Raw genomic sequence first — 22,264 nt, 5'->3', positions numbered from 1 at the left:
GGAGCGGACTATTCAACCGGGCGCCGCGCTCTCGGGAACCGCCGTCTCGGGAACGGCCATGCCGCGCCGCACCGCCGGCCGGCCGGCCATGGCGTCGTGCCAGCGCTTCAGGTTCGGGAAGCGGTCGAGCAGTCCGCCGCCCGCCACCGCCGCGGCGGCGATGAAGGGGAAGCAGGCGATGTCGGCGATGGAGTAGGTGGTGCCGCCCAGATGCTCCGCGACGCCCAGCCGGTCCTCCAGCGCCGCATAGCAGCGCATCAGCTCGCCCTTGTACAGGTCGATGGCGTGGGGGATGCGGTCGGGGGCACGGGCGGCGAAGCGCTGCATGTCGATGGCGGTCGGGCCGAGGTCGCTGACGCCCAGCATGAACCAGCTCATCGCCTCGGCCCGCTCGTCCTCGTCCTCGGGCAGCAGGCGGCCGGTGCGCTCGGCGAAATGCAGCAGGATGGCGCCGGAGCCGAACAGGCGCCGCACCCGGCCGCCCGGCAGTTCCTCCACCAGGGCGGGGATCTTGGTGATCGGGCTGATCGCCAGGAAATCCGGCCGCTTGTTCTCGCCGGCGGCCAGATCGACGCGATGGACGGCGTAGGTCAGCCCCAGTTCCTCCAACAGGATGGAGGCCTTGCGTCCGTTGGGCGTGGGAAAGCTGTAGAGCGTAAGCATGCGGTGACGATCCCTGCGCTCCGCACGGGGCGGTTCCCCGGGAGCGATGGCACAGTCTGGCCGATTTGCGCGGCGAACGCCAGCGACAGCGCGGGCAATCCGGCGACTCAGAACAGCGGGGCGCAGCCGTCCGGCTTCACGATGCGGGTGGCCGAGGGCGGGTTGGCAGCCAGCTTCGATGCCGGGCGGATCGGCCGCCGCACCAACTCGCCCCCGCAATTCGGGCAGAGCTGCCCCGGCAGCCGGGCGCGGCAGTCGGCGCAGAAGGTGCATTCGAAGGAGCAGATATAGGCGTTCTCCGCCGCTGGCGGCAGGTCGCGGTCGCAGCATTCGCAGTTGGGGCGCAGGTCCAGCATGACGCGGTCTCCGGTATGGGATGCGCCACGAGGATAGCGGGGTATGGGGCGGGCGAGGAGTGGCGCGGCTGCCGGCGGGCGTGAAAATCCCGCCAAAAGCGAGGCGCCCCCCACCGGGGGGATCACATCGCCGGGGTATCGCATCACCGGAGAATCACACGGCCTCCGCCCGGCGGCCGAAGAGGGAGCGGAGCTTGCGGCCGATGCTGCCGCCCAGCATGCCGTGGCTGCCGCCGGCCCTGGGGAACCAGCCGGGATCGTCGGTCTGGAGGCGGCGGATCACATGGACGAAGGCATCCACCACGTCGGGATCGAAATCGCGCCCGGCCCGCTCGACGATCCAGGAGATCGCGTCCTCCACTGCCCAGGCGCCGCGGTACTGCCGGCTGGTGATCAGCGCGTCGAACACGTCGGCCACCGCCATGATGCGGGCGCCGATCGGGATGGCGTTGCCCTTCAGCCCTTCCAGATAGCCCGACCCGTCATAGCGTTCATGGTGGTAGCGCGCGATCTCCGCCGCGATCGACAGCAGCGACCGCCCGCGCAGGGGCACCGCCGCTTCGGCCAGGATGCGGTGGCCGATCTCGGTGTGGCGCTGGATCATCTGCATGTCGATGCCGGTCAGCTCCCCCGGCATGCCCAGCGTCTCGTCCGATACGCTCAGCATGCCGACGTCGTGCAGCAAGGCGGCCAGCCCGACCTTCTCGACGAATTCGGCGTCCAGCTCGTCACCGAACTTGCCGCGCTGGTGCAGGTCGCGGGCGATGGACCCCACCAGCTTCTCGATGCGCTGCAAATGGCCGCTGGCGGCGTTGTCCTTGTATTCGGCGAGCGCCCCCATCGCCAGGACCGTGGCCTTCTGCGAGGTGTTCAGCTCTTCGATCAGCAGGGCGTTCTCGAAGGCGATGGAGCATTTGTTGCGGAACAGCTCCAGCAGCTGCCATTCGCGGGCGGTGCCGTCGTTGCGGCCCTCGACATAGATCATGCCGGTGATGCCGCCGTTGGCGCGCAGGCGCAGCGCGCAGAAATCCGGCTCGATGATGGTTTCGCTGCCGGGTGACAGCCGTTCCAGCGCGGTCTCCACCCGCGGCTCGCCGAGCGCCGACACCTCCACGTCCTTCCAGTTCGCGAAACGGCCGGTGGAGGCACGCACGCGGATTTTGCGGTCGCGCGGCAGCGTGTCGCCCTGGATGCACAGCAGCGCATGGTGGCCGATGCCGAGCAGCCCGACCACGCGCGGCAGGATGTTGGGGAACAGAACGTCGGGCGTGCGCATCTCCAGCAGGCCGGTGGTGGCGACCAGCATGCGGGCCAGCCCCTTGCGCCCGGCGGCCAGCGCCTGGAAGCTGGCGAAGGTGCGCAGCTGTCCGGCCACGGCGGCGCGCAGGGCGCGCGGCGTCAGCTCCGCCTTCACGCGCCAGTCGCCGACGTCGTTGGCGGCGATCGCCTCATCCTCCGCCGTCAGTTCGGGGTTGCCGGCACAGACCAGGATGCGGGTGCGCTGGTTGCCGAGTTCGCGGCGCAGATGGGTCACCAGATCCAGCCCGGCCCGGTCGCTTTCCAGCGCGATCTCCAGCAGGATCAGGGCGGTGTCGGGATGCCGCTGCAGCGCGTCGCGCGCCTCGGCGGCGGAGGAGGCCCCCACCAGCGCGACGCCGGCGCCTTCGATCGACAGCCCGTCCAGCGCCGACCGGGATGCCGCCAGCAGCGAGGGGTCGGGATCGACGACCAGAACCTTGAAGGGCGGTTTGGCGACCGGATCGGCCATCTCCGGCCGTGCGTCGTCGTGGAGCATGGCATTCCCAGCGGTTGCGCGTGCGTGCTGCGCGTTCGCCAAAGTAATCCTATCTGACCATTCATTCAACCGATGACGAAGGGGCGGCCGGCGATATCCAGGCCTGCGACGATCTATCCGCGCCCGCCGCGCCCGCCGCGCCCGCCGCGCCGTGCCGCGAGCCGTGCCGCCCGCCGCGGATGCCATGGCTTCCGGGGGCGCTGGCTCACAGGGTCGGTCATGGCCTTCGCGGGTTGGGATCGCAGGGACCGGGTTGCGCGTAAAGGGATCGTCATCCACCCCCGGTAAATCGGACATGCCCGTCCCCGTCGCTCTCGGGCCGGGGGCGGATACGGCGTGGACCCCAGGTTTCGACGGCGGCAAGTATGTGACTTATCATTGTCTTCAAGCGCGTTGAAATGTCACGGCGCGTGCGGCGCCGGTTGTGAGAAACAGGCCGGTTTTGGCCTGCCGGTCTTGGAATGGTCTGTCCGTTTGGGGTAGTGTCCGCCCGCACCCCACGGACCAACAACGAGCAGACGCAAGACCGATGTTGCTTCCCAACGCCGTCCGCCGATTTGCCGGGGCCGTCTTTGCCGGTTCTGTCCTCTCCGCGTTTCTTGCCGCCGGCCTGACCGCCGCGCCGGCCGCCGCCGCCGATCCGCGCCATCTGGGCACCTTCAGGGACTGGAACGCCTTCTCGTTCGAGGAGAGGGGGCAGAAGGTCTGCTACATCTCCAGCCAGCCCAAGAAGACGGAGCCGAAGGCAAAGCGCGGCGACATCTACGCGCTGGTCACCCACCGCCCGTCGGAAAGGACGCTGGACGTCGTCAGCATCATCGTCGGCTATCCGTTCAGGAAGGGCAGCGAAGCCGAGATCTCGATCGACGGCAAGGAGTTCAAGCTGTTCACCGACGGCGAGACCGCCTGGGCCCGCGATGCCGAAAGCGACCGCGCGCTGGCCGCGGCGATGCGGAACGGCAGGGAGATGGTGGTGAAGGGCCTGTCCAGCCGCGGCACCAGGACCACCGACACCTACAGCCTGGCCGGCGTCACCCAGGCCCATGACGCGATCAATGAGGCCTGCGACGTGAAGCGCTGATCGCCGCAGCGGTTTACTTGGTCTTTTTCCCCTCGAGTCTTTTGACTCCGAACGCTCATGGCCCTATGTAATGGGGCCATGAGCGCCTCCAATCATGCCTCCGCCTTCGTTCTGCCGGCGACCGATGCCGACGGACGCAAGAACCTTGTCGGCCTGTCCCGCGAAGAGCTGGAAGCCGAGATGCTGTCGATCGGCCTGGAAAAGTTCCGGGCACGCCAGATCTGGCACTGGATCTACCACCGCGGCTCCACCGATTTCGCCGAGATGACCACGCTGGCCAAGCCGGTGCGGGAAAAGCTGGCCGACGTCTACATCGTGGCGCGGCCGACGGTGGTGAAGGATCTGAAATCGGCGGACGGCACCCGCAAGTGGCTGCTGCGCATGCCCGACGGCCAGGAGGTGGAGAGCGTCCACATTCCCGAGGAGGATCGCGGCACGCTCTGCGTCTCCTCGCAGGTCGGCTGCACGCTGACCTGCCGCTTCTGCCATACGGGCACGCAGCGTCTGGTGCGCAACCTGGATTCGGCGGAGATCGTGGCGCAGGTTATGCTGGCGCGCGACATGCTGGGCGAATGGCCGGCGCCGCCCGACGGGCGCATGCTGTCCAACATCGTCATGATGGGCATGGGCGAGCCGCTGTTCAATTACGACAACGTCGCCAAGGCGCTGAAGATCGTGATGGACGGCGACGGCATCTCGATCTCCAAGCGGCGCATCACCCTGTCGACCTCCGGCGTCGTGCCGATGATGGCGCGCTGCGGCGAGGAGCTGAACGTCAACCTCGCGGTCAGCCTGCATGCGGTGACCGACGAGCTGCGCGACATCATCATGCCCATCAACCGCAAATACCCGTTGCGCGACCTGATGGAAGCCTGCCGCAACTACCCCGGCCTGTCCAACGCCCGGCGCATCACCTTCGAATATGTGATGCTGAAGGGGATCAACGACACGCCGGCCGATGCGCGGGCGCTGGTCAAGCTGCTGGAAGGCATCCCGGCCAAGATCAACCTGATTCCCTTCAACGAATGGCCGGGCGCTCCCTACGAGCGGTCGACCGCGCGGGCGATCCAGGTCTTCGGCGACATCGTCAACAATGCCGGCTATGCCAGCCCGGTGCGCACCCCGCGCGGCGAGGACATCATGGCCGCCTGCGGCCAGCTGAAGAGCGCCAGCCTGCGCATGACCGCCGCCGAGCGCGCCGCAATCGCCGCCGTCATCGCGGAGAAGGACGCGGCGCTGGCGTCGTAAGAACGGCGTTGCTCCCGTCGCCGTCCGGTGAGCGGGATCATTCTCTGCGCCGGTAGATGCGCATCCAGCCATGGTCCGAGACGCTGGCAAGCTCATAGCCGGCGTCCAGCTGGTCCAGAGTCAGCGTGGCGCCGTCCATCGCGGCGCGCGCCGGCGTCAGGCCCCAGACCAGGACATAGTCGACCCGGATGGCGCTGCGCGTGCCGGCCATCAGGAACTCGTCGGTCGGCGGGGTTTCCGGGTGGGGGCCGTTGCCGCGCAGATGGATGTAGGGATCGGTTTCGGGCCGGTAACGGACCGGGAAGTTCGGCGTCGACGCCTGGTAGATGTTCAGGTCGGCCAGCGGGCGGTTGGTCACGAAGCGTGACTGCGGATGGCCGACGAAGTTCAGGCGGAAGCTGTCATGCAGGCCGTCCGGGCTTGCCTTCCATCCGGTGAAGTCGAGCAGCAGCATGGTCCGCCCCGGCTCCAGCTGCCGCACCGTGCTGTCGAATTCCGCCAGGTAGCGGCTGTTCAGGTGGTTGTAGGTCATGTTGATGGCCAGAAGCCCGACCGTCGCCACTCCGGCGACCGTCGCCGTCACCCGGCGCAGCGCCGTCCAGTCGGTCACCACCGCCAGCCACAGCATCAGCAGCAGGTAGGGGAAGATCTGGATGCGCTGAACCGCCAGCCCGCCGCCCGAGGTGCTGTTGGGAATGGCGTAGCTGAACAGAAGGACCAGCAGAGCCCCGGCGAGCATGCCGTTCAGCGGATTGCCGAGGGGATTGCCGAGCGCGCCGTTCCGCGCAGCCGTCCGCCACCAGCGAAAGAGGAGGAGCGCCGCCGCCACGAAGGGCAGCAGCGCCACCGGGGTGGAGAACGCCCCCTCCCACCGCGTGTGCGACAGGATGACGTTGCCGTAGACCAGCATCTTGGTGCGGTACCAGAGGTCCGGTCCGAACTCCACATTCTGCCCGGTGTTGCGCAGGGTGAACAGCAGCGTCAACACGACGATGGGCAGCAGCGCCGTCGCGAAGGCGGCAAAGGGCACCCAAAGCCGGTTGGCAGTGGACTCCCCCGGTGCCCGCCCGCCCGATGCCCGCAGACCCGACGAGCCCGGATGCCGAAGCTCGCACCACAGCAGCCACGCCCCGAACCCGCCAAGGCAGAGGCACAGCACGATGGCGGCGGTGAGATGGGAGAAATAGGTGGCCAGCCCCAGCAGGGTCATCGTCAGCGTGCGGCCCGGCGTCATCGCCCTCCAGTGGCGCAGCGCATAGCCCAGCGCCACGAACAGCCAGACAAGGCTGAAGATGAAATTGTACAGGCCGAGATTCAGCGGCCAGGAAAAGACGAAGGGCAGGGCGAACCAGGACAAGGGCGCGTTGCGGGGATTGACCGCCGTCACCGCGTAACGGAAGGCATAGGGAAGGCCGATCACATAGCCGGTCAGCAGGATCTTCTCCGCCGTGTATGGATCGAAGACCTGCAACAGGGCGGCCAGGATCGGATAGATGAACCAGTTGGGCTCGCTCTGGAGGTTGAGCATGAAATACTGCGACAGAACCGGATCGGCGGTTCCCATCGACAGCACCGTCAGCAGATGGGCCATCGCGACATGGACGCCGCCGTCGCCGAAGCTGATCCGCGGGATGCTCCACAGCGCCAGCACCAGCAGCGAAACCGCACCGGCAAACAGGATCGTCTCGCGCGACTTGCTGGGGGACTTGCCCAGCGCGCCCGGCCTTGAAGCGTCCGGTCCCGGATCGAGCGCCGCTTCCGTCGAATGCATCATTCCGGTTCCTTACCCCCGCTGCCGGCAATTCGCCGAGAACCACCGCATGCGGGGAAAGCTGAACCCTGCCGGGAAAGACTGTCTACTGACCTTCCGAACAGCAACAAATTCACATTCGCTTTCGGGGCAGCCGGGTTCAGGCGATTACTTGCAATAATCGTCGCCGGCTACTTCCGCGCCGGCGATCCCGGGGTGGCGGCCGTTGCCGGCAGCGGGCAGTGGACGAGGGGCAGTGGACGGCGGGCAGTGGACGGGGGCAGCGGGGAATTGCGAAGGGCACCGCGCTGTGACAGGGTGTCGGCCGTTTCGCCAACCAGACCCGGCTCCAGCATCGGCATGCCCGCCCCCATCGAGGACATCATCGCCAAGGCGATCAAGGACGCCGACAAGTCCTTCTTCAACGAGGATTATGCCAAGCAGGCCCGCGCGGTGACGGCGGCGCTGAAGAAGGCGGGGTACGAGGTGGCGCCGGTGAAGCCGCCGCCGGGGCTGGTCGAATGGGCCAAGGACAACATTCCGTTCGGCCGTCTGCGCCCGGCGGAACTGATTACGCAGATGTACTCGATGATGGTCGAGAACGTGCGCCGCTTCGACAAGTAGCGGGAAGCCAGCCGGGACGGCCTCTGACTGGCTTCATTCGCTGGTATTACCACAGGACCGGAAGGCCGTTTCTTTTCAGCCACTTCCCGCGCAGCGCCAAAATCGTCACACCAGCACTTTCGGCCTGCCCGCGCCGTTGACTCGGCTGCTGCGGGAGCGTAATTCATTCCGCCAACCAATAGGACGGACAGCCGTCCCAAAAGGGCACGCACCACCCAGCCGCCGCGGCAATCGTCATGTTGCGCCGCGTCCGGCCGCGAACAGAGGACGACGCAATGGCAAACGGCAGCGGTCGGCCGCTCTCCCCGCACCTTCAAGTCTACAAACTCCCGTTGACCGCAGTCATGTCCATCACGCACCGCATCACGGGCGTCGGGCTGGCTGTGGGCACGCTTCTGCTGGTCTGGTGGCTGGTCGCCGCCGCCACCGGCCCGGAGGCGTTCGCGCGCGCGCAGGGTTTCATCGGCTCCTTCTTCGGCCTGCTCCTGATGTTCGGCTGGACGGCGGCGCTGTACTACCACCTGTGCAACGGCATCCGCCATCTGGTCTGGGACGCCGGCAAGTCGTTCGAACTGACCGATGCCGACCGCAACAACAAGGTGGTCCTCGGCGCGACGGCGGTGCTGACCGTGCTGACCTGGATCGTCGGCCTGATCGCGTGGTGAGGAGATAGACATGGCGTCCAATAGCAAGACCCTCCGTTCGCCGCTGCAGGTCGCGCGCGGTCTGGGTTCCGCCAAGCATGGCACCGAGCACTGGTGGTCGCAGCGCCTGACCGCGATCGCCCTGGTCCCGCTGACCGTCTGGTTCGTCTTCGGGGTCATCGGCCATCTGGGTGCCGATCACGCCGCCTTCGTCGCCTGGATGAAGTCGCCCTTCTCGGCCGTCATGATGGTCCTCACCGCCGTCGTCACCTTCCACCATGCCCAGTCCGGGCTTCAGGTGGTCATCGAGGACTACGTGCATGTCGAATGGCAGAAGATGGCGCTGATCATCGGCGTCAAGTTCCTGTCCTTCGCCCTGGCGGCCGCCTGCGTGCTGGCCGTCGTGAAGATCTTCATCGGAGCCTGACGACCATGGCGACCGCCTACAACATCATCGACCACACCTATGACGTCGTCGTCGTCGGCGCCGGCGGCGCCGGTCTGCGCGCCACCTTCGGCATGGCCGAAAAGGGCCTGAAGACCGCCTGCATCACCAAGGTGTTCCCGACCCGCTCCCACACCGTGGCGGCGCAGGGCGGCATCTCGGCCGCGCTCGGCAACATGGGCGAGGACGACTGGCGCTACCACATGTACGACACCGTGAAGGGGTCGGACTGGCTGGGCGACCAGGACGCCATCGAGTACATGTGCCGCGAGGCCATCCCGGCGATCATCGAGCTGGAGCACTACGGCGTTCCGTTCTCGCGCACGCCGGAAGGCAAGATCTACCAGCGCGCCTTCGGCGGCATGACCGCGCAGTACGGCAAGACCCAGGCCTACCGGACCTGCGCCGCCGCCGACCGCACCGGCCACGCCATCCTGCACACCCTCTACCAGCAGTCGCTGAAGCACGAGGCGGAGTTCTTCGTCGAATACTTCGCGCTCGACCTCATCATGGAGGACGGCGTCTGCAAGGGCGTGCTGGCCTGGAACCTGGACGACGGCACGCTGCACCGCTTCCGCGGCCAGCTGGTGGTGCTGGCGACCGGCGGCTACGGCCGCGCCTATTTCTCGGCGACCTCGGCCCACACCTGCACCGGCGACGGCGGCGGCATGATCCTGCGCGCCGGCCTGCCGCTGCAGGACATGGAGTTCGTGCAGTTCCACCCGACCGGCATCTACGGCTCCGGCTGCCTCATCACCGAGGGCGTGCGCGGCGAGGGCGGCTACCTGACCAACTCCAACGGCGAGCGCTTCATGGAGCGCTATGCCCCGTCGGCCAAGGATCTGGCGTCGCGCGACGTCGTGTCCCGCTCGATGACCATCGAGATCCGCGAAGGCCGCGGCGTGGGTGAGCACAAGGACCACATCCACCTGCACCTGGAGCACCTGCCGCCGGAGATCATCCACCAGCGCCTGCCCGGCATCGCCGAGACGGCCAAGATCTTCGCCGGCGTGGACGTGACGAAGGAGCCGATCCCGGTTCTGCCGACCGTCCACTACAACATGGGCGGCATCCCGACCAACGTTCACTGCGAGGTGCTGTCGCCGACGCCGGAGAACCCGGACCAGGTGGTGCCGGGCCTGATGGCGATCGGCGAGGCGGCCTGCGTGTCGGTCCACGGCGCCAACCGCCTGGGCTCCAACTCGCTGCTCGATCTGGTGGTGTTCGGCCGTGCGGCCGCCATCCGCGCCGCCGAGATCGTCGAGCCGGGCAAGGCCCCGTCGGTCAAGCCCGACAGCTGCGACAAGGCGCTGGAGCGGTTCGACCGCATCCGCAACGCCAAGGGCTCGATCAAGTCGGCCGACCTGCGGCTGGAGATGCAGCGGACGATGCAGAACAACTGCGCCGTCTTCCGCACCGGCGAGGTCCTGGACGAGGGCGTGAAGAAGATCGACGCGGTCTATGCCAAGAAGGGCGAGATCGCCATCTCCGACCGCTCGCTGGTCTGGAATTCCGATCTGGTCGAGGCGCTGGAGCTGGACAACCTGCTGGGCCAGGCGGTCGCCACCCTGCACTCCGCCCAGAACCGCCCGGAAAGCCGCGGCGCCCATGCCCGCGAAGACTACCCGAACCGCGACGACGAAGGCTGGATGAAGCACACCGTCATCTGGGTCGCGGACAACGGCGAGACGAAGATCGATTACCGCCCGGTCCACATGTACACCCTGACCGATGAGGTCGAGGTCTTCCCGCCCAAGGCCCGCGTGTACTAAGGCCCGCCGGATAAAGGAAATCAGCCATGGTTGAATTCAACCTGCCAGCCAACTCCAAGGTCGGCGTCGGCAAGACCATCAACGTCGCGAACGGCGCCAAGCGGGCCAAGACCTTCAAGATCTACCGCTGGAACCCGGACGACGGCCAGAACCCGCGCGTCGACTCCTATGTGGTCGACCTCGACAAGTTCGGCCCGATGATCCTCGACGCGATCATCTACATCAAGAACCAGGTCGACAGCACCCTGACCTTCCGCCGGTCCTGCCGCGAGGGCATCTGCGGGTCGTGCGCGATGAACATCGACGGCACGAACACGCTGGCCTGCCTGAAGGCGATCGACGAGGTTCCGGGCGACGTCAAGATCTACCCGCTGCCGCACATGCCGGTGGTGAAGGATCTGGTCCCCGACCTGAAGCACATCTATGCCCAGCTCGCCTCGATCAAGCCGTGGCTGCAGTCGCAGTCGCCGGCCCCGAGCCGCGAGCGGCTGCAGTCGCCGGAGGACCGCGCCAAGCTGGACGGCCTCTACGAGTGCATCCTGTGCTTCTGCTGCTCGACCTCCTGCCCCAGCTACTGGTGGAACGGCGACCGTTACCTCGGCCCGTCGATCCTGCTCCAGGCCTATCGCTGGATCGTCGACAGCCGCGACGAGATGACGGGCGAGCGCCTCGACAACCTCGAGGATCCGTTCCGTCTGTATCGCTGCCACACCATCATGAACTGCACCAAGGCGTGCCCGAAGGGTCTGAACCCCGCCAAGGCCATCGCCGAGATCAAGAAGCTGCTGGTCGTGCGCCGCTGATCGCGGACACGAGGCTTGCGACACCGGAAAAGGCGCCCCTTCGGGGGCGCCTTTTTCGTTCTGCGGGCTCATCTCATCGAACGCAAAGTCTGATGTGTCAGGCTTTGCGTTCGCCCTCAAACGGCGGGCGCGGCCGTCCGGCCGCTTGCCTTCGCAGGCACGGGCCTGCGGGGCCGCAGTCGCGGCCCTTATCGTCGAGCGTAAGCCAGAACTTGCGCCCGGCGGTATCATATCATCGAGCGTAAAGTCTGACACATCAGACTTTACGCTCGCCCTCAGACGGCGGGCGCGGCCGTCCGGCCGCTTGCCTTCGCAGGCATGGGCCTGCGGGGCCGCAGTCGCGGCCTTTACCTCCGAGCATAAGTCAGGACTTACGCTCGGCGGTATCAGACGAAATCCGGGTCGGTCGGGCGCGACGGCGGCAGGTCATTGTTGGGGGCCGGGCTGTCGGTGGTGCCGGGGCCGCCGGGGTTGGGCAGGTCGGGGTTGTGGGTGCCCGGCAGGTCGACGATGGGCACATCCTCGTGCGGGCCGGGGAAGGGGTTTGGCGGGGCGGCGGTGAGGCCGGGATCGGTGATCGGCATTGGGATGCTCCCCTCTGTTGGTCGGTCGCGGTTGCGCGCTTCCCTCTATCAACAATCGAATCCGCAATCCGCTCCGCCGTGCGTGACAATTGCGTGCGGACCGGTTGACCGGCGGCGGCGAGGGGGTATGCTCTTCGGGAGATCACCAACGACGACGACCACCAATGGGCGGCGCGAACAGGCGCCGCCCAGCGGGCGAACACATTTCTATCTTTGGGAAGGACCAATCATGGGCGGCATGGCAGGCCAGGCGTGGAGCTGGATCCAGGGCGAATGGGTGGAGGGCAATCCGCCGATCGTCGGACCCCTGTCCCACACGCTTTGGCTCTCTTCGACGGTCTTCGATGGCGCGCGCGCTTTCCAGGGCGTGGCCCCCGATCTGGATCTCCATTGCGCCCGCGCCATCCGCTCGGCCCAGGTTCTGGGTCTGGAGCCGATGGTCACCGCCGGCGAGATCGAGGAGCTGTGCTGGGACGGCATCCGCCGCTTCCCCAAAAACGCGGAGCTGTACATCCGCCCGATGTTCTACGCCGATGACGGCTTCGTCGCCCCCGCGCCGGAAAGCACGCGCTTCGTCCTGTCGATCTACGAGGACCCGCTGCCGCCGCCGACCGGATTTGCGGCCTGCATCTCCACCCGCCGCCGCCCGACCCCGACCATGGCCCCGACCGAGGCCAAGGCGGCCTGCCTCTATCCCAACGCCGGTCTGGCGCTGACCGAGGCGCGCAAGCGCGGCTTCCAGAACGCGATCATGCTGGACGCCATCGGCAATGTGGCGGAGTTCGCGACGTCCAACATCTTCATCGCCAAGGACGGCGTGGTGCGTACCCCGGTGCCGAACGGCTGCTTCCTGAACGGCATCACCCGCCAGCGCGTCATCGCCCTGCTGCGCAACGACGGTGTGACGGTGGAGGAATGCACCCTGACCCCGCGCGATGTGCTGGAGGCCGACGAGGTGTTCTCCACCGGCAACCACGCCAAATGCGTGCCGGTGACCAAGGTGGAGGACCGCAGCTTCGCGGCCGGTCCGATCTTCCAGCGGGCGCGGGCGCTCTATTGGGAATACGCATTCCGCTGATCGAGCAAAGCCACCGCCGCCCGGCGGTGATGGGCCAGCGTGGCGGCCAGACGGGTCAGCCACGCATCGGTCCGGCAAGCCGCCGCGGTCAACACACCGCGGCGCCGGGACGCTGCAAGGCGCGCCTCCGCCGCGAGATCAGTATGCAGACGGAGCATGGCGGCACGCTTCACGGCATTGGCGCGGGCGGTGCCGCCGAGCAGGGCGGTGCGCAGCTCGGGCGTCGGCGGTCGGGCGTCATGGGAGCGGTGAAGGCTGTCCAGGCGGGCGGCGCGTTCCATGGAATGGACGGTAACGCCTGCCGCGGTGGGTAGTAAAGGGAAATTTTCCTAGGACCGTTCGCCGGGCGGGTAGGTGTTTTGCCCACCGGCTTCTTGCCCCTCCCTAACCCTCCCCGCCCAGCGGGGGGAGGTTAGGTGGGGGCTGACGTCGCTCCACCCTCACTGGCTCGCCCAGATGATCCGCGCCATCCAGGCGACGTCCGACATCGGGATGCTGCGGTCGGGATGGGCGCGGTTGATCGACAGAAGCTCGATCTTGGTCGCCGTCTCGCGGATCAGCTGCTTGGCCATCACCTCGCCGCCCTTGGTGCGGACGACGACGCGGTCGTTGCGGCGGATTTGCGCGGCGGGCGACACGATGATGGTGTCGCCGTCGCGATAGACCGGCTCCATGCTGTCGCCGGAAATCTCCAGCGCATAGGCGTGCGGGTCGCCCAGGCTGGGGAACAGCAGCTCGTCCCAGCCGCTGCCGGCGGGGAAGCCGGCGTCGTCGAAATAGCCGGCGGAACCGGCCTGGGCATAGCCGATCACCGGAACCCGCTGCAGCGGGGCGGTGCCGGCGCCGTCGCCGACCAGCGACACGAACTCCGACAGCGACGCGCCGGTGGCGTCCAGCACCTTGGAGATGCTCTCCGTCGACGGCCAGCGCAGCTTGCCGTCGCTGGTCGTGCGCTTGCTCTTGTTGAAGGTCGTCGGGTCCAGTCCGGCGCGCCGCGCCAGCCCGGAGGCCGAGAGCCCGTGCTGCGCCGCGAGGCGGTCGATGGCCCGCCAGATGTCCGTATGTTTCAGCATGGGACGATAATCTCATAAACCGGCGACAGCGTCCCTAGGAACTTTTTCATAAACCTGTTGACCGCATGCGGCGGCGGGAACATAACGCAAACATATGGCGCGGCCACCACCCGGAGCCGGCGCCGCTCTCTTTCAAAATCCGAAGCCGCAAGGAGACCAGCATGCTGAGTCCGGCCGCCCCCGCTTTGCCCGCCATCAACCCGTCCGCCGCCCGCCTGTCGCACGTCGTCCCGCTGCGGGCCGAGCCTTACCGCGCCGATGGCGAGCCCTTCGCCGCGGCGGAGGAGGCATGGTTCTGGGCGGTGCAGGCGCAGGACGCCAAGGCGGCCGGCGCCCGGGTCGTCGCCGGGCGCGGTCTGGTCGAGCGCCCCTGCGAGCCGCAGGACGTGCTGCGGGTGATCGACCGGCTGTACCGGACGCGCAAGCTGCTGCGCGACCACCTGCATGTGCTGGTCCATTACGGCCGCCGCCAGAGCGCGCCGGAGCCCGACCGCTTCCGCGAACAGCGTGCCCATTCCCTGTGGCAGGAGGCCTTCGACGTCATCGCCCCGGCGCTGCGCGACAAGGGCATCGCCCGATGACGGCGCCCCCGACCGCCTGGGTGGTCTATCGCGGGGAGACGCCGCTGTGGTGGCTGCGGCTGCTGAAGCCGGGCTTCCGCCACTGCCTGGCCCTGCTGAACGACGGGCGGCGCTGGGTGGCGGTCGATCCGCTGGCCGGCTTCACCGACGTGGCGGTGCTGGACCTGCCGGCCGACTTCGACCTGCCGGGCTGGTACCGCGCCCAGGGATTGACGGTGGACCCCGCCCCGTTGCGCCGCCCGGCCGGCCCCGCCCCCTGGGGGCCCTTCACCTGCGTCGAGGCGGTCAAGCGCCTGATCGGCCTGCGCGCCCGCCGGGTGCTGACCCCCTGGCAACTGCACCGCCACCTGACCGGAGGAGACCGCGCATGCCCGCATCCGCAGCCGTGAAACCCGCCGCAAGCAGGACGAAGGAGCTGTCGGAACCGGAGGCCCTGCTGGAGCGCTACCGCGTCGCCCGCGAACGCCGGTCCGTGTGGGAAAGCCACTGGCAGGACTGCTACGACCATGCGCTGCCCAACGGCCAGCCCTTCCGCGGCGGTGGGACGGCGGGCGAACGGCGCGTCGACCGGCTGTTCGACGGCACCGCCCCCGATGCGGTGGAACAGCTGGCGGCCAGCCTGCTGTCGGAGCTGACGCCGCCCTGGTCGCGCTGGTTCGGCTTCCAGCCCGGCCCGGCGCTGGTGGGGGCGGAGCGCGACCGCATCGCCCCGCTGCTCGACCGGGCCGCCGGGATCGTCCAGGCCCATTTCGACCGCTCCAACTTCGCGGTGGAGGTGCATCAGGCCTTCCTCGATCTCGTCACCGTCGGCACCGCCAGCCTCCTGATGGAGGAGTCCGCGCCCGGCGCACCGTCCAGCCTGCGCTTCACCGCCGTGCCTCTGGCGGAAGCGGTGCTGGAGGAGGGGCCGGACGGCCGGCTCGACGCCACCTTCCGGCGCAGCGAGGCGACGCTGGCCCAAATCCTCCAGCGCTTTCCCGGCGCCGAACTCCCCGGCGAGCTGCGCCGCCGAGCGGCCGACGAACCCGACAGCCGCTTTCCCGTGGTCGAGGCGGTGCTGCCCGACGGCACGGCCTATCGCTGGGGGGTGGTGCTGGACAGCGGGCTGGCGGAGCCGTCCTGGCTGGCGCAGGGGCGCTTCGCCCAATCGCCCTTCGTCAATTTCCGCTGGCTGAAGGCGCCGGGCGAGACCTATGGCCGGTCGCCGGTGATGAAGGCGCTGCCCGACATCAAGACCGCCAACAAGGTGGTGGAGCTGGTGCTGAAGAACGCCTCCATCGCCGTCACCGGCATCTGGCAGGCGGAGGATGACGGGGTGCTGAATCCCGCCACCATCCGGCTGGTGCCCGGCACCATCATCCCGAAGGCGGTGGGGTCGGCCGGGCTGACGCCGCTGGCCAATCCCGGCCGCTTCGACGTGTCGCAGCTGGTGCTGGACGACCTGCGCGGGCGCATCCGCCACGCGCTGCTGGTCGACCGGCTGGGGCCGGTGGAATCGGCGCGCATGACCGCGACCGAGGTGCTGGAACGCTCGGTGGAGATGGCCCGGCTGCTCGGCGCCACCTATGGCCGGCTCCAGGCGGAGCTGATGACGCCGCTCCTGCTGCGGGCGGCGGCGATCCTGCGCCGGCGCGGCGAGATCCCCGACATCACCGTCGATGGCCGCCTGGTGGAGTTGCAGCATCGCTCCCCGCTCGCCCAGGCGCAGGCGCAGCGCGACGTCCAGGCGGCGCTGCGCTGGTTGGACAGCGTCAGGGCGCTGGGGCCGGAGGCCGAAACCGCCGTGGATGCGGCGGCGACCGCCCGCTGGCTGGGCGAGGCCTTCGGCGTGCCGGCCAAGCTGATGCGGGCGGAGCCTGTGGCGGCACCCGCTGCCCCGGTGTCGAATGGCCCGGTTTCCAGTGGTGTGATGCCCGGCGTCGCTCTGTCCAATGCCCGGTTGTCCAATGCCGAGCTGTCCAATGCCGAGCTGTCCAATGACTGAGCCGCCGATGGCCGAACGGGCCGGCTGGGATTGGCTGGAGGCGCCGTCCCCGGCGGATCCGAACCCCGCCGCGGCGGCCGAACGCGATCCGGCGCCCAGCTTTGCCCGCTGTTTCGCCGGTGGCGACGGCGCGCGGGTGCTGGCGGTGCTGCGGGCGATGACGCTCGACCGCGCGCTCGGACCCGACGCGCCGGAGGCGGCTCTGCGCCACCTCGAAGGACAGCGCCAGCTGGTCGCCACCATCCTGGCGCTGGTCGCGCGCGGACGGGCGGGATGACCGGCGGCATCTCCTTTCCCTTATCACCATCCTGCAGGAGTTGATGATGGCCGACACTCTGCTGACCGAGTCCGCCGCCCCCGCCCCCGCCCCCGCCCCCGCCCCCGCCACGGATCCGGCCCCGGCCCCGGCGCTGCCGATTCCCGAGAAGTTCCGCGATCCCAAGACCGGCGCGCTGCGCGTCGAGGCGCTGCTGAAGTCCTATCTGGAGCTGGAGCGCCGGCTTTCCCAATCCCAGGCCCAACCCCAGCCGGCCGACCCCGCTCCCTTCGATCCGGCCGGCATCGATCCGGCGCAGCTTCGCCGTCTGCTGGGTGCGCCGGAGTCGGCGGAGGGCTATTGCATCGCCTGCGACCATGGCCTGTTCCAGCCGGATCCAGAGATCAACGGCCGCCTGTTCGAGGCCGGCTATACCCCGGCGCAGGCCCAGCTTCTCTACGACCTCGCCGCCGAGCGGATGGTCCCGCTGATCCAGGGCGTCGCCGCCGAGTTCCAGGCGGAGCGGGAGGTCGAACGGCTGGTCGCCCGGTTCGGCGGCGAGGAGCGCTGGCGCGAGGTGTCGCGGCAACTGCTGGCCTGGGCCGGCAAGACCTTGCCGCCGGCTGCGGTCGAAGGGCTGGCGACCTCCTATGAAGGTGTCATGGCGCTCTATTCGATGATGACCGGCAGCGAGCCGTCCGCCCTGTCGATGGCGGGAACCCGCCCCGGCGGCGGGGACGGCGAGTCGGAGCTGCGCACCCTGATGCGCGACCCCCGCTATTGGCGCGACCGCGACCCGGCGGTGATCGCCCGTGTCACCGAAGGCTTCCAGCGGCTCTATCCCAGCCAGGGGTGAGCCGAGGATCGGAGCGGTAAGGCCCTGACCGTCAAGGCCGATCGCCTATTGCCCGGCCGTCTTGCCGCCTTCGCGGGGGCGGCCGGGCAAGTCCGGTTGAAACATCGTCGGCGATGCTCGGTAATAATGCTGCCCGTGGGGCAAAGCGTCGCAGCCTACAACCTTCGTAGAGATCGGACAGTTTTCTATTGCGCATACGAAGAAAAAATTACATTGCGTGATTGAAATGAAGCCGTCACTTTCCCCAAATGTCTAACCGTCCGTTAACCGAACGGACAAGAGATCGACGCCAGGCACGATGACGCTGCGCCGCAAGATTCGCTGGCTGACCTGGATCGGCGTGATCGGCTGCCTGATGGCGGCGATCCCCGCGCTCTATCTGCTGCGCCAGGGCATGATCGCGGAGCGGGAGCAGGTCGCGTCCGCGCTGGTGGAATCGGCGGGCGGGCTCATGCGCGACCTGGACCGCTCGGCGGCGTCGGGCGCCATCTCGGCGGAGGAGGCGCGCGCGCGGGCGCTGACGGCCCTGCGGGCGCTGGCCGCCAAGCCTTTCCATCTGACGATCTTCACCGACGGCGTCGTCCCGCCCGGCTGGCCGCCGATGGATCGCTCCGTGACGGCCGAAGGCCGGTTCGAACCCTGGGGATGGGCCATCGCCGCCGCCGGCGACGTCGGCGATCTCGACCGCGCCTTCCTGGTGGAGGCGTCGGGTTTCCTGCTGTTCCTGGCGGTGCTGCTGGTGCTGAGCTGGCCCGGATCGCGGTTCCTGTCGCAGCATGTCGTCGGGCCGCTGGAAGTGCTGTCCGACCGGATGCGCCTGCTGACGGAGGGGCGGACCGACATCGACATTCCCGGCTGCGAGCGCCGCGACGAGTTCGGCGCGATGGCCCGCGCGATGGAGTTCTTCCGCCGCGCCGCCATCGCCCTGATCGAGCGGGACGAGCGGCTGGCCGGCATCATGAACAATGTCAGCGAGGCGATCCTGCTGGTCGATTCCCGCGGCAGGATCGAGGAGCACAACCCCGCCGCCGCCGCCCTGTTCGGCGTTCCCGCCGCAGAGCTGCGCGGTCGTGCGCTGTCGAGCCTGTTCGCCGTCCCCGACCGCGCGCGGGTCGATTCCCTGCTGGCCGGCATTGCCGCCGAGGCGGAGGGGGCGGCGCCGGTGCGGGAGCAGGCGCTGGGGATCGAGCGGCCCGGAGGCGGCGACCGCATCGACGCCTCGCTCAGCGTTTCACCGCTGGTGGTGCGGGGGCGGCGCGGCTTCGTCTGCGCGCTGGCCGACGTGACCGCCCGGCTGCGCCACGAACGCGAGCTGATGCGGCTGGCCACCCGCGACCGGCTGACCGGCCTGCCCAACCGGGCGATGATCGAGACGCTGCTGGAGGAGGCGGTGGAACGCAGCCATCGCATCCGCCGGCCCTTCGCCGTGCTGTGCCTGGACCTGTCGCGTTTCAAGCTGATCACCGACACGCTGGGCCATCAGGCCGGCGATGCGCTGCTGCAGGAGGTGGCGCGGCGGATCGCCGCCGCCGTCCGCCCGGACGATCCGGTCGGCCGCATCGGCACCGACGATTTCGCCGTCATTCTCGAGGATATCCGCGGGGCCAAGGAGGCCGCGGACGTTGCCGCCCGCATCCTCGAATCGTTCGACGCCCCCGTCACCCTGCCGGGTTGCGAGCATTATGTCCGCCCGGCGGTGGGCATCGCCGTCTACCCCGACGATCTGGCGGGGATGGCGGGCTGCGGCGCGGCGGTGGAGCCGATGGACCCGCAGGCGTTGCTGCGCGCCGCCGAGACGGCGCTCTACGCCGCCAAGCGGATGGGCGGGCGCCGCCATGCCTTCTTCCGCCCCGAGCTGGCCGAGCAGGCGCGGCGCCAGCTGGCGCTGGACGGCGACCTGCGCGCGGCGCTGGCGCTGAAGCAGTTCCGCCTGCACTACCAGCCCAAGGTGTCGCTGATCGACTTCTCGCTGGAGGGGTTCGAGGCGCTGCTGCGGTGGGAAAAGCCGGGGCAGGGGGGGGAGAGGGAAATGATGATCCCGCCCGGCGAGTTCATTCCCGTGGCGGAGGAGACCGGCTTCATCGTTCCGCTCGGCGACTGGGTGCTGGACGAGGCCTGCCGGCAGATGCGCGAGTGGCTGGATGCGGGCATGAAGCCGGTGCCGGTCGCCGTCAACATCTCGCCCAAGCATCTGCGCAACCGCAGCGCCGAGGATTTCCGCCGCATCATCGACAGCCACGGCCTGCCGCCCGGCCTGATCGAGCTGGAGATCACCGAGGGCGCGGTGATGCAGGATCTCGACCATGCGCTGAGCGTGCTGGCGGCGCTGAAGGAGATGGGCATCCGGGTGGCGGTGGACGATTTCGGCACCGGCCATTCGTCGCTGAGCTATCTGAAGCGGCTGCCGATCACCACGCTGAAGATCGACCGGTCCTTCATCAACGGCGTGCCGAACGAGCGCGAGGACGCCGGCATCGTGTCCACCATCATCGCCATGGCCGACATGCTGGGCCTGCATGTGGTGGCCGAAGGGGTGGAGAAGACCGAGCAGGCCAATTTCCTGCGCCACCACAACTGCACCCAGGTCCAGGGCTGGCTGACCGGCCGCCCGGTGCCGGCGGACGCCGCCCGCGGCCTGCTGACCGAGCGGCTGCGCAAGACGGCGTAATCAGGGCGGCGTTTCGCCTTCGGGCGCCGTCTTCCGCCGCTGGCGCGGGACGGTCAGCTCGACCAGGGTCACCGGGCGGAAATTCCAGACATCGACGCCGACATCGATCTGCCGCGGCTGCGGCTTCAACTGGCCGTGGCTGTGGCCGTGCAGGTTCAGCGCCCTGCGGTGCATGCCGTTCCAGGTACGGAAGGCGTAATGGCACATCACCAGATCGACGCCGTCCAGCGTCAGTTCGGCGTAATGCTGCACGCTGGCCCAGCCGGGCAGCGCAAGCGTGGCCGGGCCGTCATTGTTGCCGGCGACCAGATGCTTGGCGCCGTTCAGCCGGCCGAGCAGCTCCGCCATGGCGTCCGGCCTCATGTGCAGGGCGAAGTCGCCGAGATGCCAGACCTCGTCGCCGGGGCCGACGGTGGCGTTCCAGTTGGCCTCCATCGCCGCGTCCATCGCGGCCGTGGAGTCGAAGGGGCGGCGGAAGCGCCCGCGGGCGCCGCCATGGCCGAAATGGGTGTCGGAGGTGAAATAGACGGTCATCGACCGCTCAACGCCGGCGCGGCACGGGCGGTTCCCGCAACGGGGGGCCGCCGGCCGCGCGCCGGCTTGAAGGTCTTGTACCAGCGGCTTTTGATCCTGAGCATCCAGGATCAAAAGCTTCGGCGGCATGGGCCGCCGCCATGCCGGTCGGCACGGATGCCAGCGGTCATCATCAATGACCGCCGGTCTCAGTGCTTGTGATCGCCCGCCGCCGGGTCGAGGAAGCGGTGCAGGTGGACGATGTAGTAGCGGGTGTGGGCGTCGTCGATGGTCTGGCCGGTGGCGCCGCGCCATGCCTTGTAGGCTTCCTCGTAGCTCGGGAAGATGCCGACGATGTGCAGCTTCGACGGATCGACGAACTGATCCGTGTCCGGCCGCACGAGTTCGCCGCCGAACACGAGGTGGAGGAGCTGTTTGTCGGGCATGGCCTTTGTCCTTGTAACCGGATGTGAAGGGGGAGTTACGGCTGTCTTTGCGCCGGCAGGCCGGCTGATGCGTCGCATTCTCATATCCGCCGGCCGGGCGGTGCTTCAAGCCTGTTGACAGCCCAATCGACCGATGCCACCACGGGACTGCGGCATTTCCAGGATCAGGACAAAGATTCCGGCCCTTTGCCGCAGATGACAGGCGCCGAAAATACGGCTGAACACAGCAAGGATCGAGCGATGGCAAGTGGTCATACCGCGACTCGGGAGAAACATGGGCGTGTGCTTCGGGTCTGGGACCTGCCGACACGGTTGTTTCATTGGGCGCTGGTCGCCGCGGTGGCTGTCGCGCTTCTGTCGGCCGAGCTTGGTATGCTTTCCGTTCATATGTTGGCGGGTGAAACAGTTCTGATTCTCGTGCTCTTCCGGCTGGCCTGGGGCGTGGTGGGCAGCCAGACCGCGCGCTTTGCCGATTTCGTGAAGGGGCCGGCCGCCATTCTGGATTATCTGAAGCGGTCGCGGGCGGGCGGGGAAGCCGCCTTCACCCTGGGCCACAACCCGCTGGGCGCGCTGATGGTGGTGGCGCTGCTGCTGATCCTGCTGGTCCAGGCGACGAGCGGCCTGTTCACCAGCGACGACATCCTCGTCGACGGGCCTCTGGTGCCGCTGGCCGCCGGCGCCACGGTGTCGACGTTGAGCTCGGTCCACCGCCTGCTGTCCGACGGCATCTACGTGCTGACCGGCCTGCATGTGGCGGCCGTGTTCTTCTACCTGCTGGTCAAGAAGGACAATCTGATCCGGCCGATGGTGACGGGCCGCAAGAGCCTGCCCGGCGATGTCGCGGCGGCGGAGCCGCGGCGGGCTCCGGCGGCGCTGGCGCTGGCGATCCTGGCCGCGTCGGCCGGTCTGGTCTTCATGGTGCTGCGGGCCGCCGGCTGACCCGGCCGTTCCGCCGGGCGCCTTTCCGGTGCGCTGACATATGTCATTGGTTGTGTGCGACAACTCGTCGTATGTGTCTGGACGCCTGGTTGTCTAGAATGACTC

General features: G+C 68.5%; 24 protein-coding genes. 15 read left to right on the top strand and 9 right to left on the bottom strand.

Annotation, left to right across the window (positions count from 1 at the left end; genetic code table 11):
- Window positions 1–12: 12 nt before the first annotated feature.
- The 3 genes from DM194_RS10840 to DM194_RS10830 all read right to left on the bottom strand — a co-directional run bounded on the left by DM194_RS10840 (window position 13) and on the right by DM194_RS10830 (window position 2,814).
- Complete coding sequence (locus DM194_RS10840) at window positions 13–663, bottom strand: glutathione S-transferase family protein (protein ID WP_111067325.1); 651 nt, start codon at window positions 661–663, stop codon at window positions 13–15.
- Between the two features lie 107 nt (window positions 664–770).
- The gene (locus DM194_RS10835; RefSeq protein ID WP_111067324.1) at window positions 771–1,019 is read right to left on the bottom strand and encodes a DUF1272 domain-containing protein; all 249 of its coding nucleotides are present in this window, start codon (window positions 1,017–1,019) and stop codon (window positions 771–773) included.
- Between the two features lie 154 nt (window positions 1,020–1,173).
- Entirely contained in the window at window positions 1,174–2,814 is a 1,641-nt protein-coding gene (locus tag DM194_RS10830) for an HD domain-containing phosphohydrolase (RefSeq protein WP_111067323.1), read from the bottom strand.
- Window positions 2,815–3,343: 529 nt separating this feature from the next.
- Between DM194_RS10830 and DM194_RS10825 the strand changes: the two genes are divergently transcribed.
- Together DM194_RS10825 and rlmN are read left to right on the top strand one after the other, a co-directional pair.
- Window positions 3,344–3,895: an invasion associated locus B family protein gene (locus DM194_RS10825; protein WP_111067322.1), complete on the top strand. Its 552-nt coding sequence runs from the start codon at window positions 3,344–3,346 to the stop codon at window positions 3,893–3,895.
- 78 nt (window positions 3,896–3,973) lie between these two features.
- A complete protein-coding gene (gene rlmN / locus DM194_RS10820) occupies window positions 3,974–5,143 on the top strand; it encodes a dual-specificity RNA methyltransferase RlmN (RefSeq protein WP_111067321.1) in 1,170 nt (389 codons plus the stop codon).
- Between the two features lie 37 nt (window positions 5,144–5,180).
- Here rlmN and DM194_RS10815 read toward each other — a convergent pair whose 3' ends face one another.
- Entirely contained in the window at window positions 5,181–6,917 is a 1,737-nt protein-coding gene (locus DM194_RS10815) for a hypothetical protein (protein WP_111067320.1), read from the bottom strand.
- A 336-nt stretch (window positions 6,918–7,253) separates the two neighbouring features.
- Between DM194_RS10815 and DM194_RS10810 the strand changes: the two genes are divergently transcribed.
- The 5 genes from DM194_RS10810 to DM194_RS10790 all read left to right on the top strand — a co-directional run bounded on the left by DM194_RS10810 (window position 7,254) and on the right by DM194_RS10790 (window position 11,181).
- Complete coding sequence (locus DM194_RS10810) at window positions 7,254–7,517, top strand: hypothetical protein (protein ID WP_111067319.1); 264 nt, start codon at window positions 7,254–7,256, stop codon at window positions 7,515–7,517.
- A 275-nt stretch (window positions 7,518–7,792) separates the two neighbouring features.
- Window positions 7,793–8,182 (top strand): succinate dehydrogenase, cytochrome b556 subunit, encoded by a 390-nt coding sequence (gene sdhC / locus DM194_RS10805; protein WP_111067318.1) that lies wholly within the window; start codon window positions 7,793–7,795, stop codon window positions 8,180–8,182.
- A 10-nt stretch (window positions 8,183–8,192) separates the two neighbouring features.
- Window positions 8,193–8,588 (top strand): succinate dehydrogenase, hydrophobic membrane anchor protein, encoded by a 396-nt coding sequence (gene sdhD, locus DM194_RS10800; RefSeq protein WP_111067317.1) that lies wholly within the window; start codon window positions 8,193–8,195, stop codon window positions 8,586–8,588.
- A gap of 5 nt (window positions 8,589–8,593) precedes the next feature.
- On the top strand, window positions 8,594–10,378 hold the full coding sequence (gene sdhA / locus DM194_RS10795) for a succinate dehydrogenase flavoprotein subunit (protein ID WP_111067316.1): 1,785 nt from the start codon (window positions 8,594–8,596) through the stop codon (window positions 10,376–10,378).
- 26 nt (window positions 10,379–10,404) lie between these two features.
- Window positions 10,405–11,181, top strand: a complete 777-nt coding sequence (locus DM194_RS10790) for a succinate dehydrogenase iron-sulfur subunit (protein WP_111067315.1) — start codon at window positions 10,405–10,407, stop codon at window positions 11,179–11,181.
- Window positions 11,182–11,567: 386 nt separating this feature from the next.
- Here the strand turns inward: DM194_RS10790 and DM194_RS10785 are convergent, their stop codons facing one another.
- On the bottom strand, window positions 11,568–11,765 hold the full coding sequence (locus DM194_RS10785) for a hypothetical protein (protein ID WP_111067314.1): 198 nt from the start codon (window positions 11,763–11,765) through the stop codon (window positions 11,568–11,570).
- A gap of 229 nt (window positions 11,766–11,994) precedes the next feature.
- Between DM194_RS10785 and DM194_RS10780 the strand changes: the two genes are divergently transcribed.
- Window positions 11,995–12,843, top strand: coding sequence for a branched-chain amino acid aminotransferase (locus DM194_RS10780; RefSeq protein ID WP_111067313.1), 849 nt, complete (start codon window positions 11,995–11,997; stop codon window positions 12,841–12,843).
- Here the strand turns inward: DM194_RS10780 and DM194_RS10775 are convergent.
- Together DM194_RS10775 and DM194_RS10770 are read right to left on the bottom strand one after the other, a co-directional pair.
- Window positions 12,819–13,124, bottom strand: coding sequence for a hypothetical protein (locus DM194_RS10775; RefSeq protein WP_111067312.1), 306 nt, complete (start codon window positions 13,122–13,124; stop codon window positions 12,819–12,821). The two genes, DM194_RS10780 and DM194_RS10775, sit on opposite strands and share 25 nt — an antisense overlap.
- A gap of 159 nt (window positions 13,125–13,283) precedes the next feature.
- Window positions 13,284–13,916 (bottom strand): S24 family peptidase, encoded by a 633-nt coding sequence (locus DM194_RS10770; protein ID WP_111067311.1) that lies wholly within the window; start codon window positions 13,914–13,916, stop codon window positions 13,284–13,286.
- Window positions 13,917–14,077: 161 nt separating this feature from the next.
- On the opposite strand from DM194_RS10770, the gene DM194_RS10765 reads away from it, so the two are divergent.
- From DM194_RS10765 to DM194_RS10740, 6 genes are all read left to right on the top strand, one after another.
- Complete coding sequence (locus DM194_RS10765) at window positions 14,078–14,497, top strand: hypothetical protein (RefSeq protein ID WP_111067310.1); 420 nt, start codon at window positions 14,078–14,080, stop codon at window positions 14,495–14,497.
- Window positions 14,494–14,886: a hypothetical protein gene (locus DM194_RS10760; protein WP_111067309.1), complete on the top strand. Its 393-nt coding sequence runs from the start codon at window positions 14,494–14,496 to the stop codon at window positions 14,884–14,886. Before DM194_RS10765 ends, DM194_RS10760 begins: the two co-directional genes overlap by 4 nt.
- On the top strand, window positions 14,865–16,481 hold the full coding sequence (locus tag DM194_RS10755; RefSeq protein WP_246024191.1) for a portal protein: 1,617 nt from the start codon (window positions 14,865–14,867) through the stop codon (window positions 16,479–16,481). The genes DM194_RS10760 and DM194_RS10755 overlap by 22 nt, the downstream gene beginning before the upstream one ends.
- The gene (locus DM194_RS10750) at window positions 16,474–16,758 is read left to right on the top strand and encodes a Bbp19 family protein (RefSeq protein WP_111067308.1); all 285 of its coding nucleotides are present in this window, start codon (window positions 16,474–16,476) and stop codon (window positions 16,756–16,758) included. Before DM194_RS10755 ends, DM194_RS10750 begins: the two co-directional genes overlap by 8 nt.
- Window positions 16,759–16,801: 43 nt before the next feature.
- The gene (locus DM194_RS10745; protein WP_342792439.1) at window positions 16,802–17,593 is read left to right on the top strand and encodes a capsid assembly protein; all 792 of its coding nucleotides are present in this window, start codon (window positions 16,802–16,804) and stop codon (window positions 17,591–17,593) included.
- A 298-nt stretch (window positions 17,594–17,891) separates the two neighbouring features.
- Window positions 17,892–20,261 carry a putative bifunctional diguanylate cyclase/phosphodiesterase gene (locus DM194_RS10740; protein WP_111067307.1) on the top strand — a complete coding sequence of 790 codons (2,370 nt, stop codon included), beginning with the start codon at window positions 17,892–17,894 and terminating at the stop codon, window positions 20,259–20,261.
- Here DM194_RS10740 and DM194_RS10735 read toward each other — a convergent pair whose 3' ends face one another.
- Both DM194_RS10735 and DM194_RS10730 read right to left on the bottom strand, forming a co-directional pair.
- Window positions 20,262–20,795, bottom strand: a complete 534-nt coding sequence (locus DM194_RS10735; RefSeq protein ID WP_111067306.1) for a metallophosphoesterase family protein — start codon at window positions 20,793–20,795, stop codon at window positions 20,262–20,264.
- A gap of 188 nt (window positions 20,796–20,983) precedes the next feature.
- Window positions 20,984–21,220 carry a DUF4170 domain-containing protein gene (locus tag DM194_RS10730; RefSeq protein ID WP_111067305.1) on the bottom strand — a complete coding sequence of 79 codons (237 nt, stop codon included), beginning with the start codon at window positions 21,218–21,220 and terminating at the stop codon, window positions 20,984–20,986.
- A 282-nt stretch (window positions 21,221–21,502) separates the two neighbouring features.
- On the opposite strand from DM194_RS10730, the gene DM194_RS10725 reads away from it, so the two are divergent.
- Window positions 21,503–22,159 carry a cytochrome b/b6 domain-containing protein gene (locus DM194_RS10725; RefSeq protein WP_246024190.1) on the top strand — a complete coding sequence of 219 codons (657 nt, stop codon included), beginning with the start codon at window positions 21,503–21,505 and terminating at the stop codon, window positions 22,157–22,159.
- Window positions 22,160–22,264: the final 105 nt, after the last annotated feature.

Source organism: Azospirillum ramasamyi (assembly GCF_003233655.1).
GTDB lineage: Bacteria > Pseudomonadota > Alphaproteobacteria > Azospirillales > Azospirillaceae > Azospirillum > Azospirillum ramasamyi.
Note: the sequence above shows the minus strand (reverse complement) of the source record. Positions and strands in the feature narration are given on the sequence as shown.